The following is a 19,272-nucleotide window of genomic DNA, read 5'->3' as shown; positions in this document are numbered from 1 at the left end:
TGCTATACTAAGCCATGACACAGCGAATCGAACAACCTTTTCTCACAGAGATCAAAACGCCTCCTTTCGTGGAACCGGAGGTTTTCACCGATGCCAGCGCGGCGGTTGCCGCGCTGCGCAAGCTTTATGATCGCAATACCGAATTTCTGCGCAAAGCTTTTGAGCAGCTCGCACGTGGCGAAGTGCGCCCACAACGCTATCGCGCGTTCTATCCCGAAATATGCTTGTCTACCTCCAGCTTTGCCCATGTGGATACGCGCCTTGCTTTCGGTCATGTGACCACGCCCGGAGACTATTCGGCCACAATTACCCGACCTGATCTCTTCGGTCATTATCTCAAGGAGCAAATCCGTCTCCTGATGCGTAATCACGGTGTGACGGTCACCGTTCGGGAATCGGCGACGCCAATTCCCATTCATTTTGCTTTCATTGAAGGCACCTATGTCGAGGCGTCGGTTGCCAATGCCTTCACGCACCCGCTACGCGATCTTTTCGATGTGCCGGATCTTGCAGCAACCGACGACAAGATCGTTAATGCTGACTTCGATCCAATTCCCGGTGAGCCGATGCCTCTTGCGCCGTTTACGGCACAGCGCGTCGATTATTCGCTGCACCGCCTTGCGCACTACACGGCAACAAGCCCCAAGCATTTCCAGAATTTCGTGCTGTTCACGAATTATCAGTTCTACATGGATGAGTTCTGTGATTATGCCCGCAGACTTATGGCGGAAGGCGGCGGCGGATACGACAGCTTCGTCGAGCCGGGAAATGCGATAACGCGTGCAGGTGAATCCGCACCGAGCAGCGGAGTTCCATTACAGCGCCTGCCGCAGATGCCAGCCTATCATCTGCAACGCGCCGATCATTCGGGCATCACCATGGTCAACATTGGCGTCGGCCCGTCCAATGCCAAGACAATCACCGACCATATTGCGGTGCTACGTCCGCATGCATGGCTGATGCTGGGCCATTGTGCAGGTCTGCGTAACAGCCAGCAGCTCGGCGATTACGTGCTGGCGCATGCCTATATGCGTGAAGATCACGTCCTCGATGACGACCTTCCGGCATGGGTGCCTTTGCCGGCCCTTGCAGAAATTCAGGTGGCACTTGAAGAAGCCGTCGAGGAAATCACCGGTCTTGAAGGTTATGATCTCAAGCGCATCATGCGCACCGGCACGGTCGCGACAATCGACAATCGTAACTGGGAGCTTCGCGACCAGCGCGGCCCGGTTCAGCGTCTTTCACAGGCGCGTGCAGTTGCGCTCGATATGGAATCGGCCACGATTGCGGCCAATGGTTTTCGCTTTCGCGTTCCCTATGGCACGCTTCTCTGCGTTTCCGACAAACCGCTTCATGGTGAGCTGAAGCTGCCGGGCATGGCGACTGAATTCTATAAGCGTCAAGTCGCCCAGCATTTGCAGATCGGTATTCGTGCGATGGAAAAAATCGCAGCAATGCCGGATGAGAGGCTGCATTCACGCAAGCTCAGAAGCTTCTACGAGACTGCCTTCCAATAAGGATAAGTCAGTAGGACAATAGGTGATTAGGGCAGTATGTTTTTCACGAATACATACTGCCCTCTCTCCATCATGGCGCCGTAATCAACGGCTAAACGCGTGTCATGTCAAAACGCCGCGAAAACCTTTCATTTTTCCTGCTGATCATCGCTGTTCTGGTGTCAGTTCCACTCGTGCTTGGCTTTCTCGGATCAGCACACCCAGCGCTTGATTCATTCGCGCATTTCCGCTCCTATCTTGCAATTCTGATGGGGCTGCTCGCGCTCCCGCTTTTGTTCTCAACGATGCGGCGCGAGGGTGCGATGATCCTGTTGTTTGCGATCCTTGCTTTCAGCACGACATTGGGAGCGACACGCAACCTGCTGGATGGATCATCCCCGGCACAAGCCAATGTGCCAACGACTGGCGCACGCTACAGTCTGGTGCAGATTAATCTGCGCTACAACAATCCTGAGCCAAAGCGCGTCCTACAAATGGTTGCGCAAGAAAAGCCAGATGTCATCACTTATCAGGAAGCTGGTACAGACTGGACCATGTGGATCGACATTCTGAAGGGCACATATCCCTATCATTTTGAATGTCGCAAGGATGGAAGCAATATGGGGGTTGGTATTCTTTCCCGCCGCCCATTCAGTGAGGGTAGCGAACCAATCTGCCTTGGTGATGACCGCCTTGCGATGACTTCCATCGACTTCAGTGGCACAAGGGTCAATGTCGCAGCTTACCACTCGATCCTGCCATGGCCTTTTGGCCAGGCGGTTATTATCGATGCACTGGTGCCGGAACTGCAGAAGATTGACGGCCCTTCGATCATTGCCGGTGATTTCAACGCCACGCCATGGAGTAGCGCAGTCCATCGTATTGAAAAGGCTTCTGGAACGAAGGCGATGACTGGTATCGGGGGCACATGGATGCCGCAAAGTCTGTCCGTAAAACTCGCACCTTTTATCGGTCTGCCGATCGACCAGATTTTAGTAAGCCACGAGATTGAAACACCTGTCGCCGCTTCACGCGACTCTGCTGGTTCCGATCACTTGCCTGTAAGGCTCGAATTCTCTGTTCCTATGCCAGTGCATCCAGACACTGACGAGCCGGAAACGCAATCCGTTATGCTTCAATAAAAAAGGCGGTTTAAAAACCGCCTTTTAGTTCTGCTTTCCCGTAAACATTACATGTTCACGTAAACCGGTCCTTCGCCAACATTCTTCATACGCTTTATCCGGACGCAAAACCGCTACGCACTTTTGCTGGAAATGCTCTGACGGCGGTCGAGACGGACGCAGTTCCCGTAAACATCACATGTTCACGTAAACCGGTCCTTCGCCGCCTTGTGGCGGAACCCAGTTGATGTTCTGGTTCGGATCCTTGATGTCGCAAGTCTTGCAATGCACGCAATTCTGCGCGTTGATCACAAAACGGACATCCTTGGCCTGCGGATCGGCAGCGGAATTACCGTCTGCATCAACCCATTCATAAACACCTGCCGGGCAATAACGCGTTGACGGCCCGGCAAAAACATCGTGCTCCGAGGTCTGCTGCAGCTTCATATCAGCGACCTGCAGATGCACTGGCTCGTTTTCATCGTGATTGGTGTTCGACAGAAACACCGATGAAAGACGATCAAAAGTCAGAACACCATCCGGCTTCGGATAATCGATCTTCTTGTGCTTTGCCGCTGGCTCAAGGCTCTGTGCATCGTTCTTGCCATGCTTCAACGTACCGAAGAAGGAGAAACCGAACAGCTGATTAGTCCACATATCGAGACCACCGAGTGCCACACCGACGACCGTGCCGAACTTGGACCAGAGCGGCTTGACGTTACGGACTCTCTTGAGGTCTTTGCCGATTGCACTGTTGCGCCAGTTGTTTTCGATTTCGATCGGCTCATCATTGGCGCGACCAGCGGCCAATGCTTCCGCAATCTTGTCGGCAGCAAGAATGCCCGACAGAACAGCATTATGACTACCCTTGATGCGTGGCACGTTCACAAAACCGGCTGAACAGCCGATCAGCGCGCCGCCCGGGAAGGATAGTTTCGGCACCGACTGGAAGCCGCCTTCCGTAATGGCGCGAGCGCCATAGGATAGACGCTTGCCGCCCTCAAAAGTGTCGCGGATCGCTGGATGGGTCTTGAAGCGCTGAAATTCCTCAAACGGCGACAGATACGGGTTCTTGTAGTTGAGATGCAGCACGAAGCCGACCGCTACCATATTGTCTTCAAGATGATAGAGGAACGAGCCGCCACCTGTTTTCATATCGAGCGGCCAGCCGAAGGAGTGCTGAACCAGACCCGGCTTATGCTTGGATGGATCAACCTGCCAGAGTTCCTTGAGGCCGATACCAAATTTCGCTGGCTCGCGACCTTCGTCAAGCTTGAACTTCGCAATCAGTTCCTTGGCAAGCGAACCGCGCGCGCCCTCACCGATCAACACATACTTACCGAGCAGCGCCATGCCGCGCGTGTAATTCGGACCATGTGTGCCATCGCGCTCGACGCCCATGTCGCCAGTTGCAACACCAATTACAGCGCCTTCATCGTTATAAAGCACTTCAGTTGCGGCAAAGCCCGGATAGATTTCGACGCCAAGTTCTTCAGCCTTGGTACCAAGCCAGCGGCAGACATTGCCAAGCGACACAATGTAATTGCCATGATTGTTCATCAATGGCGGCATGGCGAAATTCGGCAACCGCACCGAGCCTGCGGGACCGAGCAGGAGGAAATGATCTGCCGTCACTGGCGTTTTGAATGGATGGCCTTCTTCCTCACGCCAGCCTGGTAGCAACTGATCGATGCCGCTTGGATCGACGACCGCGCCTGACAGAATATGCGCGCCGACTTCGCCGCCCTTTTCAAGAACGACGACTGAAAGCTCAGGATTGATTTGTTTGAAACGGATGGCAGCAGCAAGACCAGCAGGGCCTGCGCCAACAATCACAATATCAAATTCCATGCTCTCGCGCTCGGGAAGCTCCTGGCTCGCGATTGCTGGGGCTTCGGACATTTGTGCCTCCGTCGGGTTTGCATTTTTCCTCACTATTTCAGCGCGGGTAATGCATCCAATTGTTTTTGCTCATGAACCTATCGCGAATGGGGATAAACCATATTCGGACCGGCCCTGTTTCCCCTTTAGAACGCTATACGTCCTAGTGGCTTTACCCTCTCGCAGAGTTAAAGACTGTCGCATATGCGTCCAATTGTCCAAAAACGATGCGAAATGCACGCCTATAATATTTACCTTGACGTAAACGTCAATTTATAAACGTTCATATACTCAGTTGTAGGCTATTGTGACGCAATGCGGGATCTTTTCATCAGATAAATCGGCTCCAGCATTTGGAAATGCGCGTAGAGTAAATTCCACGCGCGTCTCCATCTCATCTTGGTGAGATTCCGGATCAGTCCAGTGGACTATTCTCTTAGAGAAGGCTGCACTTACTTTTGGGAGACATGCTTTCATCACTCTATGAACCGGAATTATGTGCTGCGCTCTTGCAATCGACGTCAAAATTCGCCACCTCAATCTGTGAGGTAAAAATATGATCGATGACCGGGAAACACTGGATATGGAAAGTCTGCTCCGCTTTTACGCGGAAGCGGGCGTTGACATGCCACTTTCCGATACCCCCATCGATCGTTTCGCGGAACCGCAGCGCCAGTCGGCCCGACCGGCACCAGCGCAACCTGACCGCACACGTCCGCAGCAACAACAGCCGCGCCAAACAGCAGTCCCCTCCCCTACAGGCCGCCCGGTGCAGGCAGCAACTGACGTTCCGGACGGCGCGCAGATTGCGCTCGCTCGTGAAGCAGCGGCACAGGCTTCCACGCTGGAAGAATTAAGGGAAAAGCTTGCGGCATTCGACGGCTGCAATCTTAAATTCACCGCGAAGAACCTCTGCTTCGCCGATGGTGACCCATCATCCGACATCATGTTCATCGGTGAAGCTCCGGGGCGCGATGAGGACATAGAAGGATTGCCATTCGTTGGCAAATCGGGACAGCTTCTCAATCGGATGATCGAGGCTATCGGCCTCAAGCGTGAAAATGTCTATATCGCCAACACAATTCCATGGCGCCCGCCGGGTAATCGGACACCTACACCGGTCGAGACAGAATTGTGTCGTCCGTTTATCGAGCGTCAGATTGAACTTGTAGCACCAAAAATACTCGTCGCGTTGGGTGGCCCCGCCGGTAAAGCGCTGACGGGGGCAAGTGAAGGCATCCTGCGCCTGCGCGGCAACTGGAAAGTGCATCGCACCCCTTCGGGCATTGAAATTCCTGTCATGCCGACACTGCATCCAGCTTATCTGCTGCGCACACCTGCACAGAAACGCTTTGCCTGGCGTGATTTTCTCGCGGTTAAAATGAAGCTCACCGAATTAGGCGATTGATATTCCCTCATTTCAGTGGCATCGCGAGCAGGACTGTCACCAACATGCCGCAAACATGCAGTAGTTCGCATTTTGAACGACGCCTGACGGTAACAGGTATTCTTTAAGTATAGTCCTCGTGGACACTATAGCCCTTCGTGGAGTTCAACATGGCTGGACAGCTCCTGCCCATAGCTGCCTTGCTGGCAAGCACGTTTCTCATGCTGCTTGCAGGTGGGCTTGCGGGCATTCTTCTGCCAATCCGCGGCGGGATCGAAGGCTGGTCAACCACGACCATAGGCTGGATGGGAACGTCCTATTCACTCGCCTTCACATTGGGCTGCATCCTGATCCCGCATCTGGTGCGGCGCGTCGGGCATGTGCGCGTGTTTTCAGCTCTGCTGACACTCCTCTCCATTGCACTGCTCCTGCATTCACTGATCATAAGCCCATATGCTTGGATGATCTTTCGCGGCATCGCAGGCTTCTCGCTTGCTGGCTCCTATATGATTATCGAAAGCTGGCTGAATGAGCGCGTCACAAATGAAACGCGCGGCAAGATTTTCTCGATCTATATGATCATCACGATGCTTGGCCTGATGTGCGGACAATATATCCTGCCATTTGGCGATGCGACAACCGTCACACTCTTCATCGTCTGCGCCATAATCTATGCCAGTGCCCTGCTTCCGACCACACTTTCAAGCGCACAATCGCCCAACCCGCTGACACAGGCTTCGCTGGATCTGAAGGGTCTCTATCGACGCTCTCCGGCTGCAGCCGTCGGTTCGTTCATTGCGGGTATCGTCGCCGGTACATGGAGCTTTCTTGCCGCAATCTATGGCGAAATGAATGGGCTATCGACCTTTGGCATTGCGACCATGCTTGCCTGCGCCATGATCGGCGGCGCTATCTTTCAATATCCGCTTGGCCGTGCATCGGACCTGGTGGATCGTCGCATTGTGATGGTCATTGCAGGTATAGTTGGTTTTCTGCTGTCCGCCGTCATGCTGTTTACTCACCCGACGTCCCCTTATGCACTTTACATCATGATGTTCCTGTTCGGCTCGGTGCTCTACCCGATCTATAGTCTCAATGTAGCGCACGCCAATGACTATGCCGATGCCAGCGAATTCGTGAAAATCTCAGGCGGGTTGTTGATTATCTATGGCTGCGGCAGCGTGGTTGGACCAGCAATTTCCGGCCCTATGATGGATCTGATTGGTGCATCCGGCTTCTTCGTGACCATGGCTGTTGCTTACGCCGTCTATGGATTGCACGCCTTCTGGCGCATACGCCGGTTCGAGCGGCCTGCAATCAGCGATCAGAAGACAGAATTCAAGTTCCATACGCCCGACGGTCAGTCAACACCGGAAACGATGCAGCTCGACCCACGCGCCGAAGGAACGCCAGGTCAGGCATAGGTTTTACTGCGCCTGTTGAGGTGTATTCGCCTTGTGCGGTTCGATCGCCAGCTGATGTTCGCGATAGATGATATAGCCGCCAGCTGCCATCACGATTGCACTGCCTAAAAGCATCTCAGAGGTCGGAATATCACCAAAAAACAGAAAGCCGATCCCCAAGCCAAGCAGCATTGACGTGTATTCAAATGGCGCAATCGTACTCATCGGTGCGTGCCGGTAGCATTCGGTAAGCAGGATTTGCGCGATGCCGCCAGCGATACCCGCACCGATCAGCATTGCGAGCTGTGGCCAAGTCGGCATTACCCAGCCAAACGGGATGCTGAACAGCGCAATGACACTGGCGGAAATCGAGAAATAGATAACGATTGTCGATGTACGCTCCGTCTGCACGAGACGACGAACCAGCATCATCGCAAAGGCAGCCATGGCCGCCCCGCCGAGAGCAGCGAGCGCACCCATGGCTTCATTGCGCCCGACATTGCCTTCCGCAAATAATGTCATGCGTGGCCAGATAATGATCATCACGCCAAAAAGGCCGATAATCACCGCGCTCCAGCGATAAAGCCTGACGACTTCATGCAGGATAAGAGCGCCCAGCACCACAGCAATAAGAGGCGACGCGTAATTGATCGCGATTGCTTCAGGCAAAGGCAGTTTGGTCAGCGCATAAAAGCTCAACGACATAGCGCCTACACCAACCATTCCGCGCCAGAAATGGCTGAATCCGTGGTGCGTTTGAAGAATGCCAGAGAGTTGCCCACGCAAGGCAAAGTAAACGAGGATCGCAAGCACTGCAAAGAATGAGCGGAAGAAGATCAACTGACCGAGCGGGATGCCCTCAGCAGCCTTGAGCAAGGTGGACATGCCTACAAAAACAGCGACCGAAGCGACTTTAAGGCTAATCCCCAACATTGGGTTATTCTGAAGCAGATCAGGCTCGATGGTTTCGCTGACCTGAGCATTTGCGGAGACCGCGTCCGGAAGGGACTTCACAACGCAATTCCTTAAACGGGAGATATGGAGCAAGGCGGGAAATTACAGTTATTGCGCTATCCATAGGCCTGTTCGCAATAAAGTGCCAGCCAAGCAAAGATCGGTATGCAAAAAATATTGAACAACTTCGCTTTTCTTGTCGTTTGCTAAAAAGCCGGATACGACTCTAGTGGTTTGATTCCGACATTTGCATCCCTCGATACAGGCGTTAAACAAATGTCGGAATTCAAAAGCCACTAGTAAGCATAAGAATCTAGTGGATTTTTCGAATTTGACGTTTGAAACAGCGTGGATGCCGATCGTGATCCAAACGTTAAATTCAATCTACTAGCATCGAAGCACTTGGAGCGCCTTTCGATTTGATTAAATCAAATCGACGCTCTCATCGTTTATTTTAACGCGTGTCTTATCCGAAAACGGTTTTACACTTTCGGGATGCGCTCCACAGAAGAGTTTCGCAATGCGTACTGAAACTGGCCAGACATTCCGCCTCGAAGATTATCGCCCGACCCCTTACGCCATACCAGAAACGAAACTCGACTTCATACTTGAGCCGGAAAAGACAATCGTTCGCGCCCAACTGACAATCGAACGGCGCGCGGATACTGCCAGGGGGACGCCGCTTATTCTGGACGGCGACGAACTGAAATTGATCGGCTTGCGTCTGAATGGAGCGCCACTTGGCGACAACGGCTATTCAGCAACGCCCGATCGGCTCGAAATCACTGACCTGCCTGATGCAGATCGTTTCACATTGGAGATCGTCACCGAAGTTAATCCGACGACAAACCGTCAGCTCTCGGGGCTTTATCGGTCAAGCGATGTCTATTGCACGCAGTGTGAAGCGGAGGGTTTCCGCCGCATCACCTATTATTATGACCGGCCGGATGTGCTTTCCGTTTATACTGTACGCATCAATGCCGAGAAGGCAGCCGCCCCGATTCTGCTTGCGAATGGCAATCCCGTTGAACACGGTATTGTGGCAGACAATGCTGGTCGGCATTTTGCTGTCTGGCATGATCCGCATCCAAAACCGTCCTATCTATTCGCCCTCGTCGCAGGTTCACTTGATGTCGTGAAGGACCATTTCACAACACAATCAGGTCGCCCCGTCGATCTCGCCATTTATGTCGAACACGGTAAGCAGGATCGCGCAGTTTACGCCATGGATGCGCTCAAACGCTCTATGCGTTGGGACGAGGAAAAATTCGGCCGCGAATATGATCTCGATGTCTTCAATATCGTTGCAGTTTCCGACTTCAACATGGGAGCGATGGAAAACAAGGGCCTCAATGTCTTCAATGACAAATACGTGCTGGCCGACTCCGATACGGCAACGGACGTGGATTATGCGGGCATCGAAGCTGTTATTGCACACGAGTATTTTCACAACTGGACTGGCAATCGCATTACCTGCCGTGACTGGTTCCAGCTGTGCCTCAAGGAAGGTCTAACGGTCTATCGTGATCATGAATTTTCTGCGGATGAACGTTCGCGCCCTGTGAAACGTATCGCCGAAGTAAAGATCCTGAAAGCACAGCAGTTCCCTGAAGATAGCGGCCCCCTGTCGCACCCCGTACGCCCGCGCCAATATAGCGAGATCAACAATTTCTACACGGCGACCGTTTATGAAAAAGGTTCGGAAGTGGTGCGCATGATCCGCACCATCGTCGGGCCTGACCTGTTCCGTAAAGGCATGGACCTTTATTTCGAACGTCATGACGGTGATGCGGCAACCATTGAAGACTTCATCAAAGTCTTTGCCGATGTTTCGGGACAGGACTTTTCACAATTCTCATTGTGGTACGATCAGTCCGGGACGCCGAAAGTCGAAGCGAGCTTCGACTTTAATGCGGCAAAAGAGACGTTTACTATTGAATTTGCACAGTCGCTCGCACCAACGCCCGGACAGCCAACAAAGAAGCCAATGCATATTCCGATCGCCTTTGGCCTTTTGGGAGCAGACGGCAAGGATATTCAGCCATCATCGGTCGAGAGTGGCGATGTTCGCGATGGTGTGATCCATCTTCATCAGGCCTCGGAAACCATTGTCTTTCATGGCATCAGGGAACGCCCGGTCCCGTCACTGCTGCGCGGCTTCTCTGCACCAATCAATCTGGTGTCCCCGCTTGATGCAGAAGATCGTATATTTCTGGCATTGAACGACAGCGATCCCGTCGCCCGCTGGCAAGCGCTGACCGGTATTTTCACGCAAGTCCTGCTGGATGGCGCCAAGCGGGTGCGTGGTGGCTATGAGCCGGAGACGGACGGCAGGATCATTGAGCTTGCAGGACGCGTTGCCTCGGATGAAACGCTTGACGCGGCTTTCCGCGCCCTCTGTCTGACCTTACCGACAGAGAGCGACATCGCACGCGAGATGGGTCACAATGTCGATCCTGATGCAATTCGCGCAAGCCGCGATCACCTCATCGCGGCAATCGTATCCGCTTATTCGGGTGACTTCGCGTCGCTTTATGCGAGCTTGCAGCAAGAAGCTACGTTCTCCCCTGATGCTGTATCGGCTGGCAAGCGCGCATTGCGCAACGTGCTTCTCGACTATCTCAGCCTATACGAAAACAGCCCTGCCCGTGCTGCCCAACAGTTTGCCGATGGCGATAACATGACTGATCGTGCGGCAGCTCTCAGCATATTGGTGCATCGCTTCGGTGACAGCCATGAAGCTCAGGGAGCACTTGCATCATTTGAAAAGCGGTTCGGCGACGACGGATTGGTGATGGACAAGTGGTTCATCGTGCAAGCAACACGCCCGGGCGAAAAAGCGCTTGATGCCGTCCGCGCACTCACCAAGCACAAGCTGCTTTCATTCGATAATCCGAACCGCGTGCGCGCACTGATCGGGGCGTTCTCAGCCAGCAACCCGACCGGGTTCAATCGCAAGGATGGCGCTGCTTACACGTTCTTCGCCGATATCATTCTGGCAATCGATCCGGAAAACCCACAGCTTGCAGCGCGTCTTCTTACAGCTTTGCGTTCCTGGCGTTCACTTGAAGACACACGTCGTGAACATGCTCGCGCTGCATTGGCTCGTATTGCCAGCACACCGAAGCTTTCGACCGATCTTCGTGACATCGTGGACAGAACCCTCGCCTGATTCGCGAATCATATATCGCGTATTGCGACTTGCTGATTCGTTACGCCCGCCCCCGAAATGGGCCGGGCCCGACCGTTCCACCATTAGCCAGGCAAAGCCGTATAATAGCTGCAAAGGCTTGCGGCTTTCATGAGTCTTTTCATGATGTTAGATGCACGCCTTCTCAAACTGATTCCACTTAACAGTTTGAGATTCAACAGAAAAACCAAATACACCAGCAGTGTTTTTTACGTCTCGTTAACGAATTCACTGGACAGCGCGAATCACTTTTGATTCATTGAAGTTGTTCGGAGACGGCGTATTCCGAAACATTTTGAGTAGAGATTTCAGTTCACGCAGTTTCGGGCGGACAGCGCTTCTGGCGCATCTTGGGAACTGTTACGGCAAATCAAGAGGGGCCAACAGATGGCGAGCACCGACGCGTACGACGCGACGGCGGGGAAGCATCGCGACTCCGGACGGAAGCGGAAGAAGGGCAGACTCTCAGGGCATGCCAAGCTTCTTGCAGGTCCTGCCTACGGCAAGTTCGTGGCGGTTGAGCCCGTATTGCGTCGTCTTGTTCCGGCCCTCATCATCATCTTTCTCATCATACTCGGCGTGGCGCGCGTGTTCTCGATGTTGTCGTGGCGCGAAGACATCGAATTGCAGCACAAAGCGGCTTTGTCCGCTGCGACCGCCAATCTGGCGCAGATGATCGAGCGCGCTGCCAATGGCACGCAGGCTGGCGCGCAACTGGCGCCCAAAGATCTTGATAATACGATTGCGGAGTTTCGCTCCCGTGGTCTGTCTTCCAGCGGCATGACGATTGCTCTGGTCAACGACGATTCAGTCATCGTGACAGCCTCCGGCCCGGCAATGGACATCGTCGGCAAACAGGCCGATGATGTGTTCAGCGACATCCAGCCTCTGTTTATGTTTGCAGAACGTGCTGGCGTTCTGACAGTCGTCATGAATGGAGAAGCCGCCTACGGTACGGTGTCAAAACCAATGACCGTGCCTTACGCGATCATCGCGGCGGAGCCGGAAAGCACCATATTTGCCGAATGGAAACGCGCCGTATCGCTTAACGTGACGCTCTTTGCAGGCACGACCGGCGTGATGTTCGCAATTCTCTATGCCTATTTCAGTCAGGCAGCGCGTGCCCGCGAAGCCGACGATCTATCTGGGCAGATCCAGCGTCGTATTGATATGGCGCTTGCGCGTGGTCGTGGTGGTCTGTGGGACTGGGACATGGCGCGCGGACGCATCTACTGGTCACGCTCCATGTATGAAATGCTCGGCTATGAGGCGCAGGATGCCGTGCTCGCTTTTGGCGACGTGTCGGCGATCATCAATCCGGAAGATGGCGATCTTTATTCGATTGCGGAACAGGCTGCGGCTGGCGACATTTCGCATGTGGACCGGGTCTTCCGTATGCGCCATGCAGATGGTTCGTGGGTATGGATGCGGGTTCGTGCGGAGATCGCATCTGAGAATGACCTTCACCTCGTCGGCATTGCATTCGACGTCAGCGAGCAGCATCGCTTTGCGCAGCAGACGGCAGAGGCCGATATGCGTATCCGTGAAGCCATCGAGAATATTTCCGAGGCATTCGTTCTCTGGGATTCCAATAACCGTCTGGTGATGGCCAATTCCAAGTTCAGCGAATATGCTGGTCTTCCGGTCTGGACACTGAAACCCGGCGTGCCGCGCAACGAAGTTGATGCCCACACGCGTCCGTTCAGTTTTGAGCGTCGCATGGCGAATGAACATAATCGTGCGGGCGGCCAGACTTTCGAGCGCCAGCTAAGCGATGGTCGCTGGCTACAGGTCAATGAACGCCGCACTCAAGACGGCGGTCTTGTTTCCATCGGCACCGATATTACCCAGATCAAGCAGCATCAGGAACGTCTGGTCGACAGTGAACGTCGACTGATGGCCACCATTCACGATCTGTCGATTGCCCGTAAGGGTGAGCGCGACCGTGTACGTGAACTGTCCGAACTGGCACGCAAATACGGTCAGGAAAAGGAGCGCGCGGAAGCTGCAAACCGCGCCAAGTCTGAATTCCTTGCCAATATGTCTCACGAATTGCGCACGCCGCTCAACGCGATCATCGGCTTCTCCGAAATGATCCAGGCTGGCACTTTCGGGCCTCTCGGTTCGGATCGCTATGAGGAATATATCAACGATATTCACACCAGCGGTAACTTCCTGCTCAACGTGATCAATGACATTCTCGATATGTCAAAGATCGAAGCAGGCCATTTCTCGCTGGATCGTGAAGAAATCGATCTTTGTCCGCTGATCAATGAAACCGTGCGCATGATTTCTCTGCAGGCAGACGAAAAGAACATCACAGTTGAGACGCGCATCGAAGAAGCCATGCAGCTCAATGCAGACCGCCGTGCGGTCAAACAAGTGCTGATCAATCTTCTGTCCAACGCGGTCAAGTTCACTTCACATAATGGTCGCATCACGGTGCGCGCGCGAAAGACTGGATCAGCTCTGTTCATGACCATTCAGGACACCGGCGTAGGCATCCCGAAATCAGCTTTGCGGAAAATCGGCCAGCCGTTTGAGCAGGTTGAGAACCAGTTCACAAAATCGCATACTGGCTCAGGTCTCGGCCTTGCGATCACCCGCTCTCTTGCTGAACTCCATGGTGGCTGGCTGCGTATCCGTTCGACCGAAGGCATTGGAACCGTGGTCTCGGTCTGCATACCGGACCGGAGGCAGGCCATTGCCTCCAGCCAACATACTGAGATCCACGCAGCATAATCAGTTTATCAGCTTGTCAAAACTGGTTCGAACATTCACGGCCAGCTCCGTCAGATGGTGCTCAACGCGTTTGATGTCCGGCAGTTCTGCCGCGCGGCAAAGAAGATCGATCATTCCGGGAATGAACTCTTCGCGCGTGGCATCACTGCCGAGGCAGAGACGAATTGTCTGGCTGAGATTGGTATAGAAGCGATGTGCTTCAACCAATGTATCAATCGTAGCTGGATCGGCGAACGACGGATCGAGGCCAGCAAGCACTTCCTCAGTTGCAAGAGGACGTGGTGTCTTTGCGACCTTTCCAATGAGAACCGCAAACTGCGCTATGAATTCAAGATCAACAATACCGCCCGGCTTCAGCTTGAAATCCCAATCGTCGCGCGGTGGCTTTTCCTGATAAATCAGGTTGCGCATCTCACGCACGTCCTTGGCTATTTTCCGCGTATCGCGCTTGGTTGACAGCACTTCGTCAATTTCACCCGTAATAAAATCAATAAAGACCGCATCGCCGTGAATGGCGCGCGCGCGCGTCAGGGCCATGTGCTCCCATGTCCAAGCCTCCGTGCGCTGATACTTTCCAAATGATTCGATATGTGTAGCGACGGGGCCTTTGTTGCCCGAAGGGCGCAATCGCATATCGACTTCGTAAAGCACACCTTCCCCGGTTGGCGCGGAAAGTGCAGCGATAAGGCGCTGTGTCAGCCGGATATAATATTGCGACGGAGCCAATGGCTTGTCGCCATCCGATTCATCCGCATCCTTATCATGGTCATAAAGCAGGATCAGATCGACATCCGAGCCTGCAGTCAGTTCACGGCTGCCAAGTTTGCCCATCGCAAGCAATGCAACCTTCGCGCCCTTTACCTTGCCGTGGCGACGCTGCAACTCGCTTTCAACGGCTTCAAACGCCTTGCCGATCATCAGCTCAGCCAGATCGGAAAAGGCGCGCCCGGCTCGGACGCCATCAATTGCACTTGTCAGCAGACGAATGCCAATCAGAAAGCGATGTTCAGCCGCGAATATACGCAGGCGATCCAGCACTTCCTCGAAATCGGTTGCGGCCCCCAGAAAAGCGCGAAGTCTCTCTTCAAGATAGGCGCGGGTCGGAACTTCGGAAAAAATCGCAGGATCAAGCAAGCCGTCGAAAACATGTGGCTTCCGTGTAATGATTTCGGCGAGTCGTGGTGCCGCACTCATGATCATCACGAGCAGATTGAGAAGACGGGGATTGGATTGCAGCAGACTGAAAAGCTGGATGCCTGCAGGCAGGCCCTGCAGGAACCCATCGAAACGCAAGAGCGATTCATCCGCGCGTTTGGTGGCGGCAAAAGCCTGCAACAATGCCGGTGTCAGCTCTGTGAGGCGTTCACGCGCTTCTGCTGATTGCGTTGCGCGATAGCGACCGAAGTGCCATGTACGGATAACACGACAGATATCGCTAGGACGTTCATAGCCCATAGAAGCCAACGTTTCCAACGTGCCCGGATCATCTACATCGCCGGTAAAAACGAGATTGCCACTGGAAGCACCGAGCTCCGGCGCTTGTTCAAACAACGCCGCATAATGCTTTTCGACAACCTTGAGGGCGGACAGAAATGCTTCAGAAAACTCTGCCTTATCGGCATAACCCATCATATGAGATACGCGGGCAAAGCCCTCGTCGTCTTCCGGCAGGATATGGGTCTGCTCGTCAGCAATCATCTGGATGCGATGTTCCACATCACGCAGGAAATAATATTCCTTGGCAAGGCAATCGCGTGCCTTCTCAGTGATCCAGCCACGTTCTGCGAGCTTTCCGAGCATCGGGACTGTCTGATTGCCACGCAATTCGGGGAACCGGCCGCCTGCAATCAATTGTTGCGTCTGCACGAAAAATTCGATCTCGCGGATGCCGCCGCGACCGAGCTTCACATTATGGCCGCGAATGGCGATGTCGCCGTGTCCCTTATGGGCGTGAATTTGTCGTTTAATCGAATGGACGTCGGCGATTGCCGCATAGTCGAGATATTTACGCCAAACATATGGTGCGAGCTCAGCCAACACTTGTTTGCCAGCCTCCCGATCACCGGCAACAGGGCGCGCCTTGATCATGGCCGCACGTTCCCAGTTCTGACCACGTCCTTCATAATAATGAAGGGCTGCACCAACCGGGATAGCCAGAGGCGTCGAACCCGGATCAGGACGCAACCGCAGATCAACACGGAAGACATAACCGTCTGCTGTGCGATCCTGAAGAATACGCACCAGACGCCGTGTCATGCGAGAGAATGTATCAACGCATTCATATGGATCGCCAATAGCCGGACGTGTTTCATCAACAAAGACGATCAGATCAATATCAGAAGAGTAATTGAGCTCACGGGCACCGAATTTACCCATGCCAAGCACGATCCAGCCGCATTCCTTGTCTGGATTATCGCGGTCGGGCAGTTTGATCTTGCCCGCACTATCCGCATCGCGAAGCAGGAAGCGGATAGCAGCACCCGTGCAAGCTTCGGCCAGATCGGTGAGCCAGCCGGTTGTCGCTTCCGTATTGAAGATTTGCGCCAGATCGCAAAGTGCGATCAGCACATGTGCCTCTCGCTTTCGCTGGCGCAGACTGCTCATCAGAGAAGCTTCTGTGACACCCTCATCCGTGCCCGATGCGGAGATCTCAGAGAGAATATTTGCGAGAGCCTCTTCAGGTGCTGCGGCTACAATTCGATCGAGAATGCGCGGCTGACGGATCAGGGATTCACGAATAAATGGCGACAGATCAAGGGCCGCGGCAAGAAAGCTCTTCGCTTTCGTGTTGCTGAGAAGGCCGACAACCCGGCCAAGCTCCTCTTCTCTCGCCCGGCCTTCAAGGTCGACAAGAAAGGATCGTGCTCTTTCAGAATCAAGCGGTGTCAGCCCACAAAGGTTACGGTCGAAAAGCAGTTCCTTTGAATTTTCAGCCGCCATGATCCCCTCTTGCATGTAGGTTTAAATTTGTGCGTCCTTCGGCAGAGGGAACTCAAGAACTGCACGCAGGCCGGGTCCATTGTCTTCCAAACGCAGAGCGCCACCGTGCAATTTCATAACCGCCTTGGCAAGACTTAAACCAAGCCCTGATCCCGGCTGCGTACGGCTTTCCTCAAGCCGTACGAAACGCTCAGTCGCCTGTTCGCGTTTGTCTTCTGGAATGCCCGAGCCGTTGTCCGTCACCACGATACGAACCCATTGGGAATCACGTTCCATGGAAAGCGTCACGACAGCGGCCCCCTCGCCTGTCTGTGCATACTTAATAGCATTGTCGACAAGGTTGGAGACGGTTTGGCCGACGAGTTCACGGTTGATATGCAGAGGCGCATCATCGAGCGCACCAAGCATCAAAGTAGCGCCCGCATCTTCGGCGACCGGTTCATACATTTCAGCCACATCGCTGACAATCGATGCCACCGACATATTCTCCAGATTCTCACTCGAATAGCCTGCTTCAAGGCGGGAGATCATCAAAATAGCATTGAAGGTGCGGATCAGCTGATCGGATTCGCCGATGATATCTTCCAGCGCCTCCCGATATTCAGGACCGGCCTTCTTGCCTGACAGTGCCTCTTCGGCACGGTTGCGCAGACGTGTGAGCGGCGTCTTGAGATCATGCGCAATATTATCGGAAACCTGCTTCAAGCCTTCATTGAGTTCGAGAATTCGCCCAAGCATGACATTGAGATTACCTGAGAGACGGTCAAACTCGTCACCGGAACCATTGACCGGCAGTCTCCCCGTCAAGTCACCATCCATAATGCGCTGCGAAGCACGCGAAACTTCATCGATACGCTTGAGTGCACGCCGTCCGACGAAGAACCAGATCAGAAGCGCACCAACACCCATGATACCGAGAGCCAGCATGAGCGAGCTGCGCACAAGATCACGGAAACGCTCCGGCTCACCCAAATCGCGACCAACCAACAAACGCATACCATTAGGCAAAGCAATCACAACTGCAATTGCGCGATGCTCAGTCTCGGTTCCCTGCTCACCATAGCGGCGATATTTGAAAGCGCGCTCCACGATACCGTCCGTGTCCAGCACGCCCGGCTCAACACCTTCGACGTTGCCGGACAGAATGCGGCCAGACGGATCTGCAACAAGATAGAGATAGGCACCGGGTTGGCGGGAACGATAATCAATCGTGCGCACGAGTTGCGGAATACCGCCCCGTGCATAGGCCTTGCCGATACTCGCGACTTCTTCACCCAGCGCTTCCTGAGTCTGGCTATTGATAATGGATGCAGAAAGATTGGTCATATAGAAGACCAATGCCACCGCTCCAACGGCAAATAAGAGTAGGTAAAGCGTGGAAAGGCGTGCAGCTGTCGTGCGCATAAGCGCAGAGAAACGCCCCATCATTCCACCTTGGCGCTCGCAGTAGCGGCTTTAGTGCGTCCGGCTTTGAGCATATAACCAGCACCACGAACGGTATGCAGCAATGGGACGTCAAAGCCTTTTTCGATTTTGCTGCGAAGTCGGGAGATGTGCACATCGATCACATTGGTTTGAGGATCGAAATGGTAATCCCAGACATTTTCAAGCAGCATCGTGCGCGTAACCACCTGTCCGGCATGACGCATCAGATATTCAAGTAGACGAAATTCTCGCGGCTGAAGCGTGATATCCACGTCCTGTCGACGCGCCGTGTGAGCGAGCCTGTCAAGTTCGAGATCGCCGACGCGATAGATTGTATCTGCTTCGCGCGGGCTTGATCGGCGCTGCAGAACTTCAACACGTGCGAGTAGTTCGGAAAATGCATATGGCTTGGTTAGATAATCATCTCCGCCAGCGCGCAAACCAGTTACGCGGTCATCCACTTCGCCAAGGGCGGAAAGGATGAGTACAGGCGTTTCCATGCCTTTGGCACGCAGACCTGCCACTACAGAAAGACCGTCGCGCTTGGGCAACATGCGATCCACGACCAGCACATCATAATTGCCATTTTCGGCCAGCGCATAACCGATCTCACCATCGCCAGCGATGTCGGCAGAATGTCCGGCCTCAGTAAAGGCCTTCTCCAGATAGCGGGCCGCTTCGCGGTCGTCTTCGATAACGAGAATCTTCATGGCGATACTATAAACCGGATCGT

At 53.8% G+C, this 19,272-nt stretch carries 11 protein-coding genes; 6 read left to right on the top strand and 5 right to left on the bottom strand.

The features are described from left to right. Positions 1-14 precede the first annotated feature (14 nt). Both CEV33_RS17790 and CEV33_RS17785 read left to right on the top strand, forming a co-directional pair. Entirely contained in the window at positions 15-1,517 is a 1,503-nt protein-coding gene (locus CEV33_RS17790) for an AMP nucleosidase (RefSeq protein ID WP_094541708.1), read from the top strand. A 104-nt stretch (positions 1,518-1,621) separates the two neighbouring features. Further along, on the top strand, positions 1,622-2,638 hold the full coding sequence (locus CEV33_RS17785) for an endonuclease/exonuclease/phosphatase family protein (protein WP_094541707.1): 1,017 nt from the start codon (positions 1,622-1,624) through the stop codon (positions 2,636-2,638). 174 nt (positions 2,639-2,812) lie between these two features. Here the strand turns inward: CEV33_RS17785 and CEV33_RS17780 are convergent, their stop codons facing one another. Continuing rightward, positions 2,813-4,519 carry an electron transfer flavoprotein-ubiquinone oxidoreductase gene (locus CEV33_RS17780; protein WP_094541706.1) on the bottom strand — a complete coding sequence of 569 codons (1,707 nt, stop codon included), beginning with the start codon at positions 4,517-4,519 and terminating at the stop codon, positions 2,813-2,815. A 535-nt stretch (positions 4,520-5,054) separates the two neighbouring features. Between CEV33_RS17780 and CEV33_RS17775 the strand changes: the two genes are divergently transcribed. Together CEV33_RS17775 and CEV33_RS17770 are read left to right on the top strand one after the other, a co-directional pair. Next, the gene (locus tag CEV33_RS17775; RefSeq protein ID WP_094541705.1) at positions 5,055-5,906 is read left to right on the top strand and encodes a uracil-DNA glycosylase; all 852 of its coding nucleotides are present in this window, start codon (positions 5,055-5,057) and stop codon (positions 5,904-5,906) included. A gap of 149 nt (positions 5,907-6,055) precedes the next feature. Then, positions 6,056-7,309, top strand: a complete 1,254-nt coding sequence (locus CEV33_RS17770) for an MFS transporter (protein ID WP_094541704.1) — start codon at positions 6,056-6,058, stop codon at positions 7,307-7,309. A 3-nt stretch (positions 7,310-7,312) separates the two neighbouring features. Here CEV33_RS17770 and CEV33_RS17765 read toward each other — a convergent pair whose 3' ends face one another. After that, positions 7,313-8,221 carry a DMT family transporter gene (locus CEV33_RS17765; protein ID WP_094541774.1) on the bottom strand — a complete coding sequence of 303 codons (909 nt, stop codon included), beginning with the start codon at positions 8,219-8,221 and terminating at the stop codon, positions 7,313-7,315. A gap of 541 nt (positions 8,222-8,762) precedes the next feature. Here CEV33_RS17765 and pepN point away from each other — a divergent pair. Together pepN and CEV33_RS17755 are read left to right on the top strand one after the other, a co-directional pair. Continuing rightward, positions 8,763-11,414 (top strand): aminopeptidase N, encoded by a 2,652-nt coding sequence (gene pepN / locus CEV33_RS17760; RefSeq protein ID WP_094541703.1) that lies wholly within the window; start codon positions 8,763-8,765, stop codon positions 11,412-11,414. 405 nt (positions 11,415-11,819) lie between these two features. Then, complete coding sequence (locus CEV33_RS17755; protein WP_094541702.1) at positions 11,820-14,174, top strand: PAS domain-containing sensor histidine kinase; 2,355 nt, start codon at positions 11,820-11,822, stop codon at positions 14,172-14,174. Here the strand turns inward: CEV33_RS17755 and CEV33_RS17750 are convergent, their stop codons facing one another. From CEV33_RS17750 to CEV33_RS17740, 3 genes are read right to left on the bottom strand one after another with little or no spacing between them, the layout of a single operon-like run. Then, the gene (locus CEV33_RS17750; RefSeq protein ID WP_094541701.1) at positions 14,175-17,114 is read right to left on the bottom strand and encodes a bifunctional [glutamine synthetase] adenylyltransferase/[glutamine synthetase]-adenylyl-L-tyrosine phosphorylase; all 2,940 of its coding nucleotides are present in this window, start codon (positions 17,112-17,114) and stop codon (positions 14,175-14,177) included. Positions 17,115-17,135: 21 nt separating this feature from the next. Beyond that, on the bottom strand, positions 17,136-18,542 hold the full coding sequence (locus tag CEV33_RS17745; protein ID WP_094541700.1) for a sensor histidine kinase: 1,407 nt from the start codon (positions 18,540-18,542) through the stop codon (positions 17,136-17,138). After that, positions 18,539-19,249, bottom strand: coding sequence for a response regulator transcription factor (locus tag CEV33_RS17740; protein ID WP_024897297.1), 711 nt, complete (start codon positions 19,247-19,249; stop codon positions 18,539-18,541). Before CEV33_RS17740 ends, CEV33_RS17745 begins: the two co-directional genes overlap by 4 nt. Positions 19,250-19,272 lie beyond the last annotated feature (23 nt).

The sequence above is a fragment of the Brucella grignonensis genome (assembly GCF_002252505.1).
GTDB lineage: Bacteria > Pseudomonadota > Alphaproteobacteria > Rhizobiales > Rhizobiaceae > Brucella > Brucella grignonensis.
The sequence above is the reverse complement of the archived record's forward strand: the minus strand, read 5'-3'. Positions and strand labels throughout refer to the sequence as shown.